16 protein-coding genes are annotated in these 18,000 nt (G+C 57.4%); 9 read left to right on the forward strand and 7 right to left on the reverse strand.

The window, feature by feature from the left end; genetic code table 11:
- Nucleotides 1-43: 43 nt before the first annotated feature.
- From murB to HG800_RS21045, 3 genes are all read left to right on the forward strand, one after another.
- The gene (murB, locus tag HG800_RS21035; protein ID WP_169979175.1) at nucleotides 44-925 is read left to right on the forward strand and encodes a UDP-N-acetylmuramate dehydrogenase; all 882 of its coding nucleotides are present in this window, start codon (nucleotides 44-46) and stop codon (nucleotides 923-925) included.
- A gap of 63 nt (nucleotides 926-988) precedes the next feature.
- Nucleotides 989-2,017, forward strand: a complete 1,029-nt coding sequence (locus HG800_RS21040; protein ID WP_169979177.1) for a cell division protein FtsQ/DivIB — start codon at nucleotides 989-991, stop codon at nucleotides 2,015-2,017.
- 168 nt (nucleotides 2,018-2,185) lie between these two features.
- On the forward strand, nucleotides 2,186-4,150 hold the full coding sequence (locus HG800_RS21045; RefSeq protein WP_169979179.1) for a preprotein translocase subunit SecA: 1,965 nt from the start codon (nucleotides 2,186-2,188) through the stop codon (nucleotides 4,148-4,150).
- A 23-nt stretch (nucleotides 4,151-4,173) separates the two neighbouring features.
- Here HG800_RS21045 and HG800_RS21050 read toward each other — a convergent pair whose 3' ends face one another.
- On the reverse strand, nucleotides 4,174-5,142 hold the full coding sequence (locus HG800_RS21050; protein ID WP_169979181.1) for a DUF1570 domain-containing protein: 969 nt from the start codon (nucleotides 5,140-5,142) through the stop codon (nucleotides 4,174-4,176).
- Nucleotides 5,139-6,098, reverse strand: coding sequence for an alpha/beta hydrolase (locus HG800_RS21055; protein WP_169979183.1), 960 nt, complete (start codon nucleotides 6,096-6,098; stop codon nucleotides 5,139-5,141). Before HG800_RS21055 ends, HG800_RS21050 begins: the two co-directional genes overlap by 4 nt.
- A gap of 280 nt (nucleotides 6,099-6,378) precedes the next feature.
- On the opposite strand from HG800_RS21055, the gene HG800_RS21060 reads away from it, so the two are divergent.
- From HG800_RS21060 to lptB, 5 genes are all read left to right on the forward strand, one after another.
- Nucleotides 6,379-7,383, forward strand: a complete 1,005-nt coding sequence (locus tag HG800_RS21060; protein WP_169979185.1) for an ROK family protein — start codon at nucleotides 6,379-6,381, stop codon at nucleotides 7,381-7,383.
- 245 nt (nucleotides 7,384-7,628) lie between these two features.
- Nucleotides 7,629-9,434 carry a translation elongation factor 4 gene (lepA, locus tag HG800_RS21065; protein ID WP_169979390.1) on the forward strand — a complete coding sequence of 602 codons (1,806 nt, stop codon included), beginning with the start codon at nucleotides 7,629-7,631 and terminating at the stop codon, nucleotides 9,432-9,434.
- 122 nt (nucleotides 9,435-9,556) lie between these two features.
- Nucleotides 9,557-11,080: a signal peptidase I gene (gene lepB / locus HG800_RS21070; protein ID WP_169979187.1), complete on the forward strand. Its 1,524-nt coding sequence runs from the start codon at nucleotides 9,557-9,559 to the stop codon at nucleotides 11,078-11,080.
- A gap of 42 nt (nucleotides 11,081-11,122) precedes the next feature.
- A complete protein-coding gene (locus HG800_RS21075; RefSeq protein ID WP_169979189.1) occupies nucleotides 11,123-12,871 on the forward strand; it encodes a S26 family signal peptidase in 1,749 nt (582 codons plus the stop codon).
- A 46-nt stretch (nucleotides 12,872-12,917) separates the two neighbouring features.
- Entirely contained in the window at nucleotides 12,918-13,949 is a 1,032-nt protein-coding gene (gene lptB / locus HG800_RS21080; protein ID WP_169979191.1) for an LPS export ABC transporter ATP-binding protein, read from the forward strand.
- On the opposite strand, the gene HG800_RS21085 is transcribed toward lptB, so the two are convergent.
- From HG800_RS21085 to HG800_RS21095, 3 genes are all read right to left on the reverse strand, one after another.
- Nucleotides 13,950-14,168 (reverse strand): hypothetical protein, encoded by a 219-nt coding sequence (locus HG800_RS21085; protein ID WP_235963856.1) that lies wholly within the window; start codon nucleotides 14,166-14,168, stop codon nucleotides 13,950-13,952.
- Complete coding sequence (locus tag HG800_RS21090) at nucleotides 14,168-14,749, reverse strand: DUF6677 family protein (protein ID WP_169979193.1); 582 nt, start codon at nucleotides 14,747-14,749, stop codon at nucleotides 14,168-14,170. Before HG800_RS21090 ends, HG800_RS21085 begins: the two co-directional genes overlap by 1 nt.
- 81 nt (nucleotides 14,750-14,830) lie before the next feature.
- Nucleotides 14,831-15,631, reverse strand: coding sequence for a hypothetical protein (locus HG800_RS21095; protein ID WP_169979195.1), 801 nt, complete (start codon nucleotides 15,629-15,631; stop codon nucleotides 14,831-14,833).
- A gap of 135 nt (nucleotides 15,632-15,766) precedes the next feature.
- On the opposite strand from HG800_RS21095, the gene HG800_RS21100 reads away from it, so the two are divergent.
- On the forward strand, nucleotides 15,767-16,495 hold the full coding sequence (locus HG800_RS21100; protein ID WP_169979197.1) for an RsmE family RNA methyltransferase: 729 nt from the start codon (nucleotides 15,767-15,769) through the stop codon (nucleotides 16,493-16,495).
- A gap of 22 nt (nucleotides 16,496-16,517) precedes the next feature.
- Here the strand turns inward: HG800_RS21100 and HG800_RS21105 are convergent, their stop codons facing one another.
- Both HG800_RS21105 and HG800_RS21110 read right to left on the reverse strand, forming a co-directional pair.
- Nucleotides 16,518-16,934 carry a VOC family protein gene (locus tag HG800_RS21105; protein WP_169979199.1) on the reverse strand — a complete coding sequence of 139 codons (417 nt, stop codon included), beginning with the start codon at nucleotides 16,932-16,934 and terminating at the stop codon, nucleotides 16,518-16,520.
- 98 nt (nucleotides 16,935-17,032) lie between these two features.
- On the reverse strand, nucleotides 17,033-17,983 hold the full coding sequence (locus HG800_RS21110) for an alpha/beta hydrolase family protein (RefSeq protein ID WP_169979201.1): 951 nt from the start codon (nucleotides 17,981-17,983) through the stop codon (nucleotides 17,033-17,035).
- Between the last annotated feature and the right edge of the window lie 17 nt (nucleotides 17,984-18,000).

Genomic DNA, 18,000 nt, shown 5'->3' on the forward strand with positions numbered 1-18,000 from the left:
TTGTTGAGCGTCGGCCCGCTTTCGGCCGAGGTGTCGACCGACGATGCAGCCGTTCGACGAGTTTCCTGGAGTGGTCAGGACCAGCGAGCCGCTGGCTCCACTGACCTGGTTCCGCCTGGGTGGTCCAGCAGATTACTTCGCACGCCCCAGCTCTGCGGAGGAAATCGCTTCACTCCTCCGCGCCTGTCGTGCCGCAGACATACCCTGGCGCGTTCTCGCCGGTGGATCGAATGTTCTCGTTCGGGATGAAGGGGTGCGAGGGCTGGTCATCCATCTTGAAAGCCCGTCGTTTTCCGAAGTTCAGATCAACGGGACTCGGCTGATTGCCGGCTCCGCGGTTCCCATGACCGCACTCATCTCACAAACGGCTCGGGCAGGACTGGCAGGACTGGAAACCCTTACCGGAGTGCCAGGAACGATTGGCGGTGCGATTCGGGGAAACAGTGGTGGCAGGCAGGGTGCAATCGGACAGTTCGTCCGACGCGCAACGGTTCTGGAAGCCGATGGTCAGGTCCGGACCCGCGAACAAGATGATCTGATCTTCTCCTATCGTCGCTCCAACCTGGATGACTGCGTGATTCTCTCCGCCGAGCTAGAGCTCGAGCTAGACGACCCCGAAGCCGTCGTCCGAAGGATGCGGAGCGTCTGGATTGTGAAGAAGGAGAATCAACCGTACGGTCATCAATCTGCAGCTTGTATCTTCAAGAATCCCACCCCAGAGATTTCGGCGGGCACCTTGATTGACCAGGCCGGGCTCTCTGGACATCGTGTCGGTGGGGCAGAGATTTCCGATCGACATGCCAATTACATCATTGCCGACCCGGGCGCAACCGTCTCCGACGTGTTGGAGTTGATCGACTTCGCGCGTGAGGAGGTTCTCCGGCAGTTCGGCTATGAACTCGAACTCCAGATCCAGATCTGGTAAGCCGATCCAGCCAAGGAAGAGGTCCGAGCCAGGATTGGGCCTCGCTCCTGGCCCGAGGATTGGATGATGCTTCGCCTGGCAACGGATGCCGACGAACCGAACCACCCATCTGCTCAAAGGGCTTCCTGCCTCTCGCTGATGGTCGGATTGCTTGGACCGCGGGGAACCCATGCGGCTCTGGTCGCGGTCGTGGTTCTTGGCCTCAGTTTGCTGGTCGTGAGCGGAATGACGGGTAAGGTTCGTGCCTGGGTCCATGATCGACCCGAATATCACTGGTCCGCCGCGGAAATCGTGCTCGATCCCGAGCCGCCTTCGTGGCTTCGATCGAAGGAGAGGGGCCTCCTTGCGGCGCTGGCTGAACCGCTCCGAGGGTTTGAAAAGGGGTCAGTTCTTGATCTGGACCTCGGAGTCGTCGAACGCGCGTTCAAGAACCTCTACTGGGTTGAGCGGGTCCGAGGAATTCAACGCTTCTACCCGAATCGCGTCGTAGTTTCGCTCGATTACCGAAGGCCGGTCGCGATCGCTCCGCTCGACCTGTCTGACCAAGACGCCAATCCCTCGCCTCGCGACCTCCTTGTGATCGATGGAACGGGAATCATCCTCGATCGACTTCCCGAGAATTCGGACCTTGGACGCGCATTCTCAAAAGATCTGATCGTGTTGAGTGGGCTGGAGACTCCTCCGGACTTCGCGATCGGCCACCCGTGGCCACGTTCCGATCTTCCAGAAGACCCTTCTCGGCCCGATCCTGTGGCTGAGGCAGCTGCGAGACTGGCCCGATTTCTCGTGGAACAAGCTGAAGCAAGTGGTTGGCCTGAAACAAGATCGGGACAGTTCATCCCCTTTCGACGGATCCACCCCTACCAGGGTGACTCTCGAAAACTGTACATCAATCACAAATTACCCAATGGCCAGGTCCTCTGGGTTGTTTGGGACGCAGCTCCCGGGTCCGAGGGTTCGAGCGAGCCCTCAGCTCTGGAAAAATGGGAAATGCTGAGAAACTGGATCGCGAGTGGTGGGATCGACCGCCCCCTCGAACCTGGAGCGCTTGGCTTTACCTCGAGAGGCCCTGTTTGGCTTCCCCCAATCTGATCCCACATGGGGGTTGAGGACTGATCGAGCAAGCTGTGTGGGAAAATCCCCGCGTTCGGTGTCCCATTTCTTTATCCAGAGTCGGTCGTGTTCCATCGACCTCATCGGTGGAAGACGATCGGATCGGCGTGATGGCGGAACACCGGGAGCATCGGGGAGATCGGGGCGATGTCGAATCGACTAGGACCCAACTGGCTGAACCGCGCGAAGGGGATCGCCGGGCCGACCTATCCGGCCCGATACGGTCGGTTTGCGGTCTTGATCGAACAAATCAACGCCCTGGAGCCGACGTTGGAGAAAGAGTCGGACGAGCAGATCGTTGCTCGAAGCTATGCGCTCCGCCAGCGGGCCCGCCAGGGGGACCCGGTCAATAAGCTCCTGGTAGAGGCGTTCGCACTGGTTCGAGAGTCGGCCAAGCGGACTGTCGGAATGCGTCATTACGACGTGCAGTTAATGGGTGGGATCGCCATCCATCACCGATCAATTGCCGAGATGGAAACCGGAGAAGGAAAGACCCTCGTCTGCACCTTGCCGGCCTACCTCAATGCACTCAGTGGGAAAGGCGTTCACGTCGTCACCGTCAACGACTACCTCGCCCATCGCGATGCGGAATGGAACGCTCCCATCTTTCATAAGCTTGGCCTCACCGTCGGCTGCATCCAGACCGGCCAGGATGACTCCATTCGTCGAGCCGCTTACGGTTGCGACATTACCTATGGGACCGGCAAGGAATTCGGCTTCGACTTCCTCCGAGACCAGCTCAAGAAATTTCAACACGGCGACAATCACCGCAAGACCTTCATGCAAGCTTTTGTACAGGGGGCAACGACTGCCGAATCCTCTCGTCCGGTGCAGCGAGTCCACCATTACGCGATCATCGACGAAGCCGACAGTATCCTGATTGATGAGGCTCGAACACCGCTCATCATCGGTGCGAACAACCAACCGACTCAGGAAGAGGCCTCGGCCTACTTTGGGGCCGACGAGATTGCAGCGACTCTGGTCCGAATCAAAGATTTTAAATATGATCCTTTAGAGCGTAAGGCGGAACTGAACGCCGCTGGGAGACGAAAGGTTCAGGCCAGAGCCGGCCATTCGGCCTTTTCCATGCTCACGGTCGATCAGCTGTACGAGTACGTCGAACGCGCGTTACGGGCACAAATTGCGTACATCCGAGACAAGGATTATGTGGTCGCTCCAAATGAAAAAGGACAGCCCGACGTCGTGATCGTCGATGAGTTCACCGGCCGTTTGATGCCCGGTCGCCAATGGCAGGATGGGTTGCATCAGGCCATTCAGGCCAAGGAACGCCTCGAAATCACCCTGGAAACCATCACCGCCGCTCGAGTGACCGTTCAGGAGTTCTTCAAGCGATATGGCAAACTTTCGGGGATGACGGGCACGGCTCGGAGCGATGCCTCAGAGTTGCGACGAACGTACAAGGTTCACGTCTTTCCCGTTCCAACGAACAAACCGAGTCGCCGGACCTGGGTCAAGGATCGCGTCTTTTCAACTGAGGACGAAAAATTTCAGGCCGTGGCCCAGGAAATTATTCGCCTCAACAAGACGAACGTTCCGGTTCTCGTGGGAACTCGTTCCATCGAGAAGTCCGAGAAGCTCAGCGCGTTGCTGAACGAGGCGAAGATTGAACATCAGATCCTCAACGCCAAGAACCACGCAATCGAGGCTCAAATCGTTGCGCAAGCCGGTCAGCCTGGCCGGGTCACGGTTGCCACGAACATGGCGGGTCGAGGAACCGACATCAAACTCGGAGACGGGGTCGCTCAGCTGGGCGGGCTTCACGTGCTCGGGACTGAACGTCACGAATCGTACCGGATTGATCGCCAGCTCGCCGGACGATCAGCTCGACAAGGAGATCCTGGTCACGTTCAGTTTTTCCTTTCGCTCCAGGATGAACTGATCGAGGCGTTCGGTGAAAAGCCTGCAAAGCGTTTGAGAGCACGTTACGCAAATCGTGGAGAACTAACCAGCAACAGCTTCCGCCGGCTCTTTGTGCGTGCTCAAGCAAAGAAGGAACGGCAACACCGTAAGGATCGACGCCTTTTGATGCACTACGAAAAACACCGTGCCGAGATGCGGGAGAATATGGGGCTCAATCCTGTGCTCGGCTAATCGAGACCGATCACAAGAATGGGTCACCTCCCTCGACTGAGACGCACGAGGAGACTGCGGAAATACGCGTCGAGTTGCTCTAGATCACCCAGACACTCCTTGGCCACCTCAAGGCGGGGTCGAGATGGTTGAGGTAGTCGGAGTTCCTCCAGGTAGGTCCGCAAGCGTTCAGCCACTCGTTTCTCGCGCATCAAGCCGTAAATCATTAGCCAGGACTGAGCATACGCCATCTGCACGGTCGATTCCTGGGCGAAGAGATCGTCAGAGCTGATCAGGTCCGACATCGGGAACAGCGATCCGCCCCGTTGGAGCTCTCCCACCAATACCCCAAGTCGCTCGCGATTCACCGCTCCGATTCTGGTTTTCCCATCGGGTCGTCGAACTTCACCATACATTGCCAGCCCTTCCAGAAATGCCAGTGGGATCTCGGCGTGACGATCGAGCAAACCGGAGTTAAAGGTGAGCTGATGCGTGGCTTCATGGAACAAGGTGATTGAATTCGCTCGTTCAGCCTGGAGACCCGCCGGACTCCCACTCCGACCGTCGTAGAGTGCCAGGTAATTCGAAATAATTTCATAGATGCCGGTCACGTCGGTCGGAAGATCGGTTCCTAGAAATCGGCGGAACTGATCATGATGTGCAAGCGCAACGATAGTCATCCTGTCTGTCGGCGCTTCGACCTTGAACTGTCTGGCATGAAAATGGTCCAGGAAATCGTCTGCCAGGCCTTCGCAGAGTTTGAGCGCTCCTTGCATGAAATCGTCGGGAGCCGAACCGAGGGCGACGTACCGTTCCCCTTCATGAAGCTGAAGCTCTGGCAAACCCGCGTCAGCCGCTCGCTCGCGGAGTTTTTCCAACCGATCCTGTTCACGATCGGGAACTTCGGTTTCTCCGGCCAGGGAACGCAATGAGCCGACCAATACGATCATTGCACTCTGAACGAACCAGCATCGTCGTGTTTGCCGAAGCCCCAACCGGTTGAATGGCATCATTCGAACTCCGAGGTCCCTTCAGCTCCGTCGATCCGAAAATGACGACAAAAAAATCGAACCATCTGATGATGGGGAGATATTCCTCGTCCTGTCAGGTCGTCAGCGTGTTCGGTCAGACACTCAATACCGAAGGCACGAAGTTTCGACGCTAGATAGGTGCCGAAATTCGGATGGTGAATCCCTCTACCGGGGGGAGAATTAGGAGAGAGTGGTCCCCGAGGTTCATTATAGACAAGCAATACCGGGGGATCGTCTGCGGTGACATAGGTATCGGGAGACGCCTCTTGATAGCGTTGATGAGCCTCATCGGTTCCAAGTTGCTCTTCCGTGAGACCGAAAAATGGCCTCAAAGCCGGGTGCTCATGAGCCCGGCCGCCGATGATGGTTGCAATGACACGAGGATCGTACGTCGTTTGGGCTCCGAAGACCGCCATGCAACTGAGCCGACTGGAGTAGTGATGGATTGGGTCCTCGCTTTCCGGATTCCTGAGATCATCTCGAAATCCGACCCAAAGCGCGATCCCCGCTCCCGCCGAACCCCCGGAGGCCGCGATTCGCTCCGGGTCGATGTTCCAGTCCTTCGCCATTGATCGAAGAAACTGAACCGCTCGTGCACCATCAATCATGGGCGCGGGATAGGGAGCATGCCTCGAGAGTCGGTAGTTGATCGAGGCAACCGAGATCCCGGAGTTGAGGCACTCCTCAAGCAAGTCGGCAGGAACCCCTCGTTTGTCCCCACCCTGGAATCCGCCGCCATGAATGTAGATGACCAGTGGGGCAGGTTCCTCAGTTCCGGCGGACCAGAAGTCCAGCCGATGGCGTTGATGATTTCCGTAATGCACATTGACCCGATCAGGAAACGGCCGTTCGGTAAACGGTTGTTGCGACGCAGCCAGTGTAAACGTCAACGAGACCAGGCCAAGGAGGCCCCAGCCCAGAGTATTCCGGCGTCTCATGGAGGCATCTCGAAAGGAAGCGAGGAGACGAGCAAGACGGTTTGGCGGCTCCTCGATGTCAGGCTAACGGGGCTTGTTCGACTTCGCAATCCTTGAGCATCAAATCGGTTGCGATCAGATGTGTAGTATCGATAATCTACGGTTTTCGAACCGTATTGGGGTCTGCAACGTGCGTTGATTGACCGTTCTCGGAGTGGCCGTTACAGTTGCTTTGCCTTCAACCTTCTCAACAACTCCGAACCGATTCGGATCGTGTTCGCAACGTCGCCCGAGGAACGGCATGAGTGCATTGGCCGACCGCCCGCCCTACTATCTGGGGATTGACCTCGGAGGGACGAACGTCAAGAGCGGGGTTGTCGATGACGACGGCCAGCCCCGTTCTTCGATTCGCATCAAAACTCATGCCGATCGGGGACCGGAAGCCGGAATTGCCACTCTGGCCGAGGCCGGACGGCTGGCTGTCGAGGCAAGCGGGTTAAGTTGGGAAGATATTGCGGCAGTAGGGCTGGGATCTCCGGGAACTATGGACATCCCCGCAGGGATGCTCCTTGATCCTCCGAACCTCCCGGGTTGGCAAAATTTACCAATTCGAGACCTTCTCGCTGCCCGGCTTGAAAAGCCGACCGTCCTTCAGAACGATGCAAACGCCGCCGCTTACGGCGAGTACTGGACGGGAGCAGGCAAAGGGGTCACGAGCCTCGTCCTGTTCACACTTGGCACGGGAGTTGGTGGAGGAATCGTCGAGCAAGGCCGGATTATCGAGGGAAGCCATAGCCACGGGGGTGAGTGCGGCCATCTCGTGATCCAAATGGAAAATGGCCGTCAGTGCGGTTGTGGGGGGTATGGCCACCTGGAAGCCTATGCCTCGGCGACGGCCCTGGTCAAACGTGCCCTTGAGGCGCTCGAACTCTCGGACGAACCAACGGTGTTGCGGAAACACCTTGCGGAAGGAAAACTCTCGGCCCGATCGATCAATGAGGCTTCACTTGCAGGAGACTCGCTTGCTGCCTTGCTCATGAGGGAAACCGCGCATTACCTTGCGGTTGGGGCGGTGTGCATGATGCACACAATCAATCCCGATATCATCCTCTTTGCCGGCGGTATGTCGAACGCAGGTCCGGAGTTCATGGAGTTGATTCGAGAGGGGGTCAAGCGAATGGCCTTCCCCTTGCCGGCCTCTCGAACCAAGATCGATTACGCAACTCTCGGAGAAGAAGCAGGTTATATTGGCGCAGCCGGTTGTGCTCGTATGACCTTCGGACCGTCCAAGCCCCCCTCCAAATGACTCTTTCGAGCTAATTGGGCAAGTGCGAAAACGTCAAAAATCGGAGAGACCTGCCCTCTAAGGATCGGGATCGACTCGCCTGAAGCGTTTCTCGTTGCTATGATGACAACGACGTTCGATCCCAATGAGCTTGGATGTCATCCCTCCTTGGGATCGGCAACCATTCGATGCACGCCCCAACCCGCTCGCCCTGCCGGCTCGATCCATCGGATCGGCTGGACCCCGGCCTTCAGCCTGGACTGCCCATGGCCTTCGATCCCAGGTTTATTCGTAACTTCTCAATCGTCGCCCACATCGACCACGGCAAGAGCACCTTGGCCGATCAACTGTTGCTCCAGTCAGGCGCAATCTCTCAGCGCGAATTCCGTGAACAATTGCTTGATGACATGGACCTCGAACGCGAACGAGGCATCACCATCAAGGCTCGTGCTGTCAGTTTGCATTATGATCAGGATGGTCAGCGATACGAACTGAACCTGATCGACACTCCTGGCCACGTGGACTTCCATTACGAAGTTTCTCGAAGCCTCGCTGCCTGCGAGGGAGCGATCCTGCTCGTCGATGCCACTCAAGGAGTCCAAGCCCAGACTGTCGCGAACGCCTACCTGGCAATTGCGGGAGATCTGGCCCTGGTGCCTGCGCTGAACAAAATCGACATGCAGGCCGCGCGTCCTGACGAGGTCAAGGAGGAGGTGTTTAATACCCTCGGCCTTGATCCCGATGAGATTCTCTCGGTCAGTGGCAAGACAGGGAGCGGTGTTCCCGAACTCTTCCGAACACTGATTGAGCGTATTCCACCTCCCTCAGGTGATGTGAAGGGATCGCTCCGAGCTTTGATCTTCGACTCGAAGTATGACGACTATCAAGGAGTGGTCGTATATGTCCGGGTGATGGACGGAACCATCCGGGTCGGTCAGAAAATCCGACTCATGGCGATGGATCGAGAATACGAAGTCATTGGTCTTGGTCAGTTCCGACCCCGAGAAGTTCCCTGCCAGGAACTGGGAGTCGGGCAAGTCGGATTCGTCGTCGCCAATATCAAGCAACTGGCGGACGTCCGCATCGGTGACACGATTACTGATGCTCACCGTCCCGCGGCTCAGGCGCTTCCGGGCTACAAGGAGCCCAGCCAGGTTGTCTATTGCGGTCTTTTCCCGGCCACTCATAATCAGTTTGAGGACCTGCGGACCGCTCTTCAGAAGCTTGCGCTGAACGACTCCAGCTTCACGTTCGAACCCGAAACCTCCGACGCCCTGGGCTTCGGCTTCCGATGCGGGTTCCTAGGAATGCTCCACATGGAGATTGTTCAGCAACGGTTGGAACGTGAAAGTGACCTGGCACTCGTCCAGACCGCTCCCAACGTGACGTATGAGATCTTGACCCGGAAGGGGGAGACGCTTTACGTCTCGAACCCGACCCGCATTCCCGAGCCAGGAGAGATTGAGGAATTCCGGGAACCCTATGCCCGAGTCAACTTCCTCGTTCCCTCCGACAACATCGGCGCGATTATGTCTCTCTGCGAGGAACGACGCGGGAATTACATCAAGACCGACTACATCACCCCGACTCGAGTCATTGTCACCTATGAACTGCCACTGGCAGAAATGATTTACGACCTCTACGATAAGCTGAAATCCGCCACCCGAGGTTTCGGCACGATGGACTACGAGTTGATCGGGTACCGACCGAACAATCTGGTTCGTCTCGACGTGTTGGTGGCAGGAGATCGGGTTGACGCGCTTTCTGTGGTGGTTCACCGGGATTTTGCGGATCGGAGGGGACGCAAGCTGGTCAAGAAGCTGAAATCCGAGATTGATCGTCATCAGTTCGAGGTCGCGATTCAAGCTGCTATTGGTTCGAAGGTCATCGCTCGTGAAACAATCTCGGCGCTTCGAAAGAACGTAACCGCCAAATGCTACGGTGGCGACATCACTCGAAAGCGAAAACTGCTGGAAAAGCAGAAGGAAGGCAAGAAGCGAATGAAGCAGGTCGGCAACGTCGAGATCTCTCAGGAGGCGTTTCTGTCAGTTCTCGAGGCCGGTGAATCCTGATTCTTCCTCTTGCTCTGGCCCCCTGCTGCGGAACACCCATTGCATGGCAATGAGCCAGACTCGGCGAGAACAGATGAGACAAATGCCTTCTGGTTGGGCCTTGACACGATTCGGGGCGTCGAATGAATCAAATCGAGACTCCCGAACGGCTTCCAGAAGTTCCGTTCACGGTCATGGTGTCTGCCCCCGAACCCGAATCACTGGTGCCAAGGGGCGGGGAAGGGGGACGCGAATCGATTCCCTCCGCATCTCGCCCGTTGATTGAATCAATTCCGATCCTTTTTATCGGAATGCTCCTGGTCCGGACCTTTGCGGCGGAAGCCTATATCGTCCCGACTGGCTCGATGGCCCCGACGCTGCTCGGTGTTCATCGCGATGTGTCATGCACCTCGTGCGCATTCGTCTTTGCGCTCGGAGTCGATGAAGACGGCCACGCCGGTCGGCCCCTTTGTCCCAATTGTGGGGCCGACCTCGAACAGGCGCCCGTCGTCGAACGGACCGGAGACCGATTACTCGTCCAGAAAAACTTCTTTCGATGGCGTCCCCCCAAACGTTGGGAGGTGGTTGTCTTCCTAAATCCTTCAGAACCCGACCAAGCGTATGTCAAGCGGGTCGTCGGTTTGCCTGGGGAGGCCATTGAGATCCGCCACGGAGACATTTTTGTCAACGATCGGATTGCCAGGAAGAATCTGGAGGAGCAGCAGGCTGTACGGCTGCTCGTTCACGACAGTCGTTACCGGCCTCCGGGCCCCGACTGGTTTCCTCGGTGGCGGTTTCGGAATGAGGGTCGAGCACCGACCGGATGGTCCTCTGATTCCCTTGGTTTCCGACACCAATCAAAAGGGATCGCGAGTTCAGCTCAGAGCGTCGACTGGATCGAATACAAGCATGTAGATCCAGATCGGTCCAACTACGGTCCGATTCGGGATTTCATCGCCTACAACGGGGCTCGATTGGGCTCTGGTCGCAGGGTTCAAGATCTCGCACTCGAGGCACGCCTCGAACTCAGTCCGGAGACTGAAGCTCTCTCCGTTCGATTCCAATCTGGTCCTGATCCGCTGGTGCTGACCATTCCGCTCGATGGACGGCAACCCCCTCACGTTTCCTTCTTGGGGAACGAATTTCGGACCGAAGACCGAGCTGCCGAGGTCGCCTCGACCTGGGCTCTGAGCAGGGGACCGAAATCGCTTGAAGCGTCCTTCTTCGACCATCGCTTGATGGTCGCGCTTGATGGCGTCCCTTTGTTTGAGCCTCTCGACCTCGAGCCTCCAGCTTCCCGACCGATATCATCGCGGATTGACGATCCACCCGTCGCACTTGGGGTCGTTGGAACGGGCTTGTCGGTTAAGCATCTCAAGATTTTTCGGGATGTGTATTACACCGATGGTTTGTCCCAGAGTCCCGCTCGACCGTTTGGAGTGGGAGAGCCGTATCGACTCGGATCAGACGAATATTTTGTTCTCGGCGACAATAGCCCGGTTTCGAATGATTCCCGCTTCTGGGCGGAGAGTCCCGTGGTTCCCGGCTCTATGCTGCTCGGGAAGCCCTTTCTCGTCCATCTGCCGAGCCAGGGGGTTCCCGTCCGCGTGTTTGGCAGTGAACCGTACTGGGTTCCCGACCCTCGTGAAATTCGATACATTCGTTAACCAAGCCTGCTTCAAGTCCTTGAGCCTTCCCAGGGGAGCCCCATGACCCGGACCGCCGACCGTCGCAAGGTGAAATCTGATTCCTCCTCGCGCACCGAGGCGGCCCGGCCTGCGGAATCGCACCGAGAGACGATTGAGTCCATCGTTGTCGCGTTCATGCTCGCTCTCTTAATTCGAGGGTTCGCGGCAGAGGCCTTCGTGATTCCGACCGGCTCGATGGCTCCGACCCTCATGGGGCGTCACAAAGAGGTTGACTGTCCCCAATGTGGTGTGACCTTCGCCGTAAATGCCGCCGATGAACCTCGAAGCGGTCGGCCTGTTGCTTTCGGCACTTGTTCCAACTGTCGGCTCAGGACTCAGGTCGACGATCTTCCGAGCTTCAACGGCGACCGTATCTTGGTGATGAAGTTTCCTTACAAACTCTCCTTTCTCCCGATGGCAGATCGGCCTTCCCGTTGGGACGTGGTCGTTTTTCATTATCCCGAGGCTCCCGAACAGAACTACATCAAGCGGCTTGTTGGACTGCCAGGCGAGGAGTTGATGATTCACGGCGGCAATCTCTTCGCCCGGCCTCTCAATAGCGACGAATCATTCCAAATCCTTCGCAAACCCTTGCGTCATCTTCGGGCGATGCAAGTTCCGGTCTACGATGATCGCTACCGGCCGATCGACCTGGCGTCACTTCCCGAGTGGCATCGTTGGGCTCCCCTTGAGCCCGACGACTGGACCGAACTGACCGAGGAGCCAGGAACCTTTGTTGCTGCAAATTCAGGGAGTTCCCGGGTTTCCTGGCTCCGCTATCGTCATCTCATCCCCGATCAGGATCAGTGGCGATCAATCCTGCGAGGACGGAAGCCTGAGCGTCCTCCCACCGCTTCACTGATCGACGATTTTTCTTCGTACAATTCCAATCAAGTCCGAAGGGAGAATGGTCCTCCAATCGTCGAGGCTCACTGGGTCAGCGACCTTTCCATCGAGTTTGACCTCAAGGTCGATGCACTCCGAGGGCAACTTGTTCTTGAACTCATCCAGGCAGGCGTGTCGAATCGTTGTACCATCGACCTGGCGGAGGGTCTGGCGACCTTGACCCGAGATGATACTGTTCTCGCAGAACCACTGAATTGCGGGATCGACAGTGAAGGTCAGTATCGGATCGCCTTCGCGAACATCGACGATCGGCTGACACTTTGGGTGAACGGTCGGACACCCTTTGGTGAGGGTGTGGCTTTCGTTCGGGACCGATCAGAGCCCCTCGTTCCCACGACGGCAGATTTGGCTCCCGTTGGGATTGGAGCCGAATCGGCTGAGGTTCGGGTAAGCGACCTTGTTCTTCACCGCGACATCTACTATACGTTGGAACCAAATGCCTCGGACCTGGAAGGATTCGGCATGCTCCGGGGTCAGAACGAATTCCGATGGCTTCAGCTTGCAATGTCCGATCCGGCTCAATTCCCGGAACTGGCGCGGCTTGACGCACCGCGGACTTTTGCAATCCGTCCCGGCCGCTACATGATGATGGGAGACAACAGCCCTCGGAGCAAGGATAGTCGCGCCTGGTCTCGTCTCGAAGCGGAAGGAGTCTATTACGACGATGCGGCTCAACGATGGGATATCGGGCCCTGGTCCACGCTCGACCGTGCCCCGCATGAAGTGCCTGAAGAGTTGATTGTGGGCAAGGCATTCTTCGTTTACTGGCCTCACGGACGACCGTTCGGCCCCGACATTCGCGTCTCACGAGACTTCCGGCTCCCGTTTCGTCCGTATTTCGAACGGATGCAGTGGATTCGGTAACCTCGCTCCCAGACGTTCACGGCACCGATCAAGGAGGATCGGCCCCATGGCCTTGCTGGAAGTCCGCGACCTGCAGAAGTGGTACGGCAAGCGTCAGGTCGTTTGCGGTGTCGACTTTGAAGTCGAACAGGGCCAGGTTGTGGGCCTTCTCGGCCCCAACGGCGCAGGCAAAACAACTAGCTTCCGCATGACCATCGGCCTGATCTCGGCCGATGGCGGTTCCATTACATTCGGTGGTCACGAGATCACGCATTTCCCCATGTATCGCCGTGCTCGGGCCGGCCTTGGGTATCTTCCGCAAGAAACCAGCGTCTTTCGCCAGTTATCGGTCGAGAACAACCTGATGGCGATCCTGGAGACCCGTTCCGATCTGGGTCGCAAGGAACGACGACGTCGTCGCGATCAGTTGCTCGATCAGTTTGGATTGGATCATATTCGATCCACCAAGGCTCAGTTCATCTCGGGTGGCGAGAAGCGGCGACTCGAAATCGCGCGATGCTTGATCACCGAGCCGAGTCTCATCATGCTCGACGAGCCTTTTGCGGGAATCGACCCGAAGACTGTCAAGGAGATTCAGGGGTCAATTCGAGAGCTAGCGGAGCAATTCAATATCGGAATCTTGCTAACCGATCACGAATTCCGTGAAACGCTCGAAGTGACCGACCGGAACTACTTGATTTATCAAGGACGAGTGGTTGCGGAAGGCAATCGTGTCGAATTTCTCGAAAATCCTGACGTTCGTCGGTATTACCTCGGCGAACGCGCCGATGTCGGTCATCTGCTTGAAGATCGATCGCCCCATCATGGTGCACCGAAACCGTCGGCACCGAATCCGGTGACAATCGCTTCACCGCCGTCACCGTCAACCAGGGAGAGTCTTCCTCCAACTCATGGCCCTGGAAACCCCCATCCTCAGCCGGAGCCTTCGAAGCCTCGAGTGGAAGCGCCGTCTCTTCCGCCGGTTCACTTCGACCCGCTGCTTGACGCCTTCGGACCTGTGATCCTGGACCCATCATTCGGTCACGATCAGGACGAGGAAGACGATGATTTCTACAATCCCGGGCCCTCGTCTCGGTGATCAAACCTGCGTGTTGATCACCAATAAAATGATGGTCACGAGCGCCAATATTCCGGTGATCATCAAGAACAATCGAGTTGCATGTCGGAAGATCAAGGGCCACGCCTCATGACGAGACGCGGCATAGACGAGGCTGATGACCAAAATCAAGGGAGGGGCGAACCAGTAGGCGTTGATCAGGCCCAAAGGAATCAAGAATCCCACTGCAGGAAGGCTCATCAGGACGACTCCCCTCCCGGTGTCGAAGGAACCTCGGAGGCTGAGGTCGACTCTTGGTGAACTGCGGGCCCCTCAAAGGCATCGTAGATTGCCAGGATATTCAAAAGGCCGGCAATGGTTGTGTAGATATCGCCGATCTCCTTCAGTCCTCCATACTTCTGATGAAGTGAGAAGACTCGTCGCACAACGTCCTGCATCACTTCTCTGACCCCGTTGTCCATCGCCAGGTCGAGCATTGGAGCAGCCATGAATCCATTGAACAACGGTTGGAATCCCTGCTGAATCAGGGTAGCCTGAATCAAGGCGGGCCAGGCTGGCAAACCCACCCAGAACTGCCCAAGGTAGTAGAGTCGGAAATGCTCTGGATTTCTGAGCGGATTGACCCAGGTCCAGTACACATTCGCTCCTTCCCCCAGGGCAAACCCGACCGTATAAAGTCCGAAAATACAGAGAAAATAAAGAGCCCCTTTCGCGGTCCGCCCTTGGTAGACGTGGCCCAATCCAGGCCATGTCAATGCAAGCAGCGCCGCGAGGGAGCGATTCTTTAACGGAACATTTGGGGCGGTTGTCGGTTGTTCCATCAGCAGAAGTGGGGTCGCTCGGGCTTGGCAATAGGCAATCGACTCGGCTTGATCAATCTAGCATGGACCGGAGCCGCTTGGCTAGTTCGGGGCGGTCATTGGATCAATCATTGCGCTGGATGCCTGGGCAATTCCCGAGATCAGTTCCTCGGGAATCCGCGTCCGTTGGTCGAGAGCCCCAGCCTTCAACGCCAGTCCCGCAAGGCGATCGATCACACCTGGTAAGCCCTCTGCAACGGCATGGAGTCGCAGGATAGCCCGATCTGAAAAAACGGGAACGAAACGACCGGCGGCCTGGAGTTTTTCGGCGAGGTACGTCTCCGTCATGCGACGAGTCAGCCGCTCAAGGCGAAGTTCAAGCGGCCATCGTGACTGCTCAATCGAATTGGATCGTCCCGAGATCAAGACGGTGACGGCTCCGACGCTTTGAGATCCTACAGCCTCAATCCGTTCCAGTATTGTCCGGTCCGATTCCCACGCCATCAAGTCGTCTCCGTCGATTGCGAGGACAACCCCCACCCCTTGTGCTCGGTGAATTCGGAGGAGATCCACCAGGTGCCCGAGCCCCTCTGACGGGCGAACTCCAGGCTCCAGCCGCTGCCCCAAACCCAGGGCGAAACCCCGAATGATCGCATTCTCATCGAAGGGTCGGCGAACCAGGCAGAGGCGACGGCCCGGCCGTCGGAGCCGACGGAGGGATTCGTGGAGAATAACCGATTTTCCTAGTTCGGGGACGCCACGCAACTCTCCTCGTCGTTCGCCGTTCTCGACCAGGTGAACGAGCCTTGCAATGACTTCCTCGTGCTCTCGGAGAGCGATAAAAGGAACCGCACCGGGCCGAAACGGATCAAATCGCAAGTCCCAGTGTCGTAACCAGATCATGGAAACTCGTTCCTTTTCCCTTCCGAACTAGGACAGGAGCCAGAGCGAACGAATGCGAGCACCTCGTTCTGTCCTTTGGAATCGGTTAGGATGACTGATCGGCTTGCACGAATTCCTCCTGCGAATTGCTCTCCGATGGAACGCGTTTACTTTCCCGGACCTCTCGTCGGCGATCTTGTCGAGGTGACAGGCCCTGAGGCTCACCACCTGACTCGCGTTCGGCGGATTGGGCCTGGAGATCCAGTTCAACTGTTCGACGGCCAGGGTGGTGTGGCTCGCGGGCGCGTCGACCAATCGGATCGGAATCGAGTCGAGATTCGTATTGAATCCCGCGACGTTCCTCGCCCCGTACCTCCGGTCCAGATCACCTTGGCGACTGCCATTCCGAAAGGAGATCGATTTGACTGGCTGATTGAGAAATCCACCGAGTTGGGAGTTGCCCGAATCATTCCGCTTCGAACCAATCGGTCGGTGGTCGATCCTCGATCGACAAAGCTTGATCGACTTCGTCGCCTCGTCGTGGAAGCCTGTAAGCAAAGCGGGCGTGACCACCTCTTGCAGATCGAAACACCCGTTTCATGGACCGAATTTCTCGAGACTCACACACAGGGGCTTCGGCTGATCGCACATCCCGAGGGAGAAGCGATTACCCCATGCTATGGCTCAGCTTCAGAAATTGCTCTCGCCATCGGTCCCGAAGGCGGGTTCACTGTCGAGGAGATTGATCAGGGAGTGAGACTCGGTTGGAAGACTTTTGGACTTGGGCCGAATATTCTCAGAATCGAAACGGCCGGGATTGCGGCAAGTGCCGCGTTCCTTGCCCTGAATCCTTCGGAAGTCCCAACTACTGGCAGATACTCGTGACAACGCGGATGGACCATCCCGGTCAAGCGGTGGTCCACTGGCCTCCTGACTGATCCTGATAAATTGACCAGACGTATCCGTCTGGATCTCGAAGTGCAAACTCTCTCCAGCCCCAGGCCTGATCGACCGGCTCTCCCGAGAGACTGAGCATGGCTCCTTGCTCAATACAGTGCTGGTAGAAGGCGTCGACATCGTCGACTCGAAGCTGGAGATGAATGCCCAGACCGACTCGCTGATCGCGGAACTCCTGATCGTGGGCGTCCTGGGGGTGGAGCATAATGGTGAAATCATGCAGGCGAAGGACGACCAAGGCGATTGGACCTCCGTCGTACTCGGCCAGTTCCTGAACTACCGTTGCTCCGACCACTTCGTGATAGAAGTCTCGGGACCGAATCATGTCGTTCACATAAAGGAAAACGCTCGTCACCCTGGCAGTCATGCCCATCCCCCGCAGCCGGAATCAATCGGATGATCGGCCGAACGATACCCGCCGATCGTGATCTGATCAATGTGACCTGAGCTCGGTGGTGATCTGTATCATGATTCTTCGGCAAAAAATGCAACCACAGTTCGAAACACCGGCAGAAGGTAACCTGCCGCCGAGTAGTGCCCACAGTCGAGCCACTGAATGGGAGGGCGGCCCGCTGCCTCCCAGAGCTTCGTGGTTGCGGAAGGTGGGATCACTTCATCGGAACGACCCGCGATCATGAGCACTCGTTTTCCTTGAAGCCCGGCTGCGTAGGTCAAGGGATCGAACGGGTGCGTCAATCGCGCAAGTTCCTCCTTGGTCCGGCCTGATGCAATCCAGGCCTTCCGGGAGTCACGAGCCTCGTCCTCGGGCATGTCCCAGAGGATCTCGGCCAAGCCTCCTCCTCCCAGAAGGATCGCGGCCTGGCTTATCTGAGGGTCGACTCCAGCAGCCAGAGACGAAACGATTCCCCCGAGGCTAATCCCGGTCACTCCGATTCTATGGCGATCGATCTCGGATCGGGAGGCAAGCCATTGGGCCGCTCTCCTCACGTCGCAAACCCCTTGTCGCATGGCGGTGACCGACCGCTCGATGTCCGAGGAGAGAAAACGAGCATCAATCGCCGCCGGCCGCCGTTCTCCGTAATAGGGAAGCTTGACGAACAGGGCTGCCACCCCCGCATCGGCCAGCCTCGCGGCCAGATAACGGGAGAGGGCGAAATCTGCCCCTAGAATGTGTAATACAATCACCGCCGGTCGCCTTCCGGGCTGCAATGGCTGAAAATACTCGGCGTGAACGGTGTTATTCGCAGGGTCAGGGCTCGTGACGGGAGACGGGAAGGTCAGCTTTGCGACCGCATAGCGTGGTGTCTGTCGGAGCGTGTGGAGGTCAAACGCAAAGGTCGATTCCTCCAAGCGAAAGCGTTGGGGAACCCCAGCTTCACCAGGCCCTGGCATCACTCGTACCTCGCCATGCTGGACCGTGTGAAGCACAACCGCGAGGGTGAGTGTCGCAATCATGGAAACTGGCTCCAGGC

Source organism: Tautonia rosea (assembly GCF_012958305.1).
Classification (GTDB): domain Bacteria; phylum Planctomycetota; class Planctomycetia; order Isosphaerales; family Isosphaeraceae; genus Tautonia; species Tautonia rosea.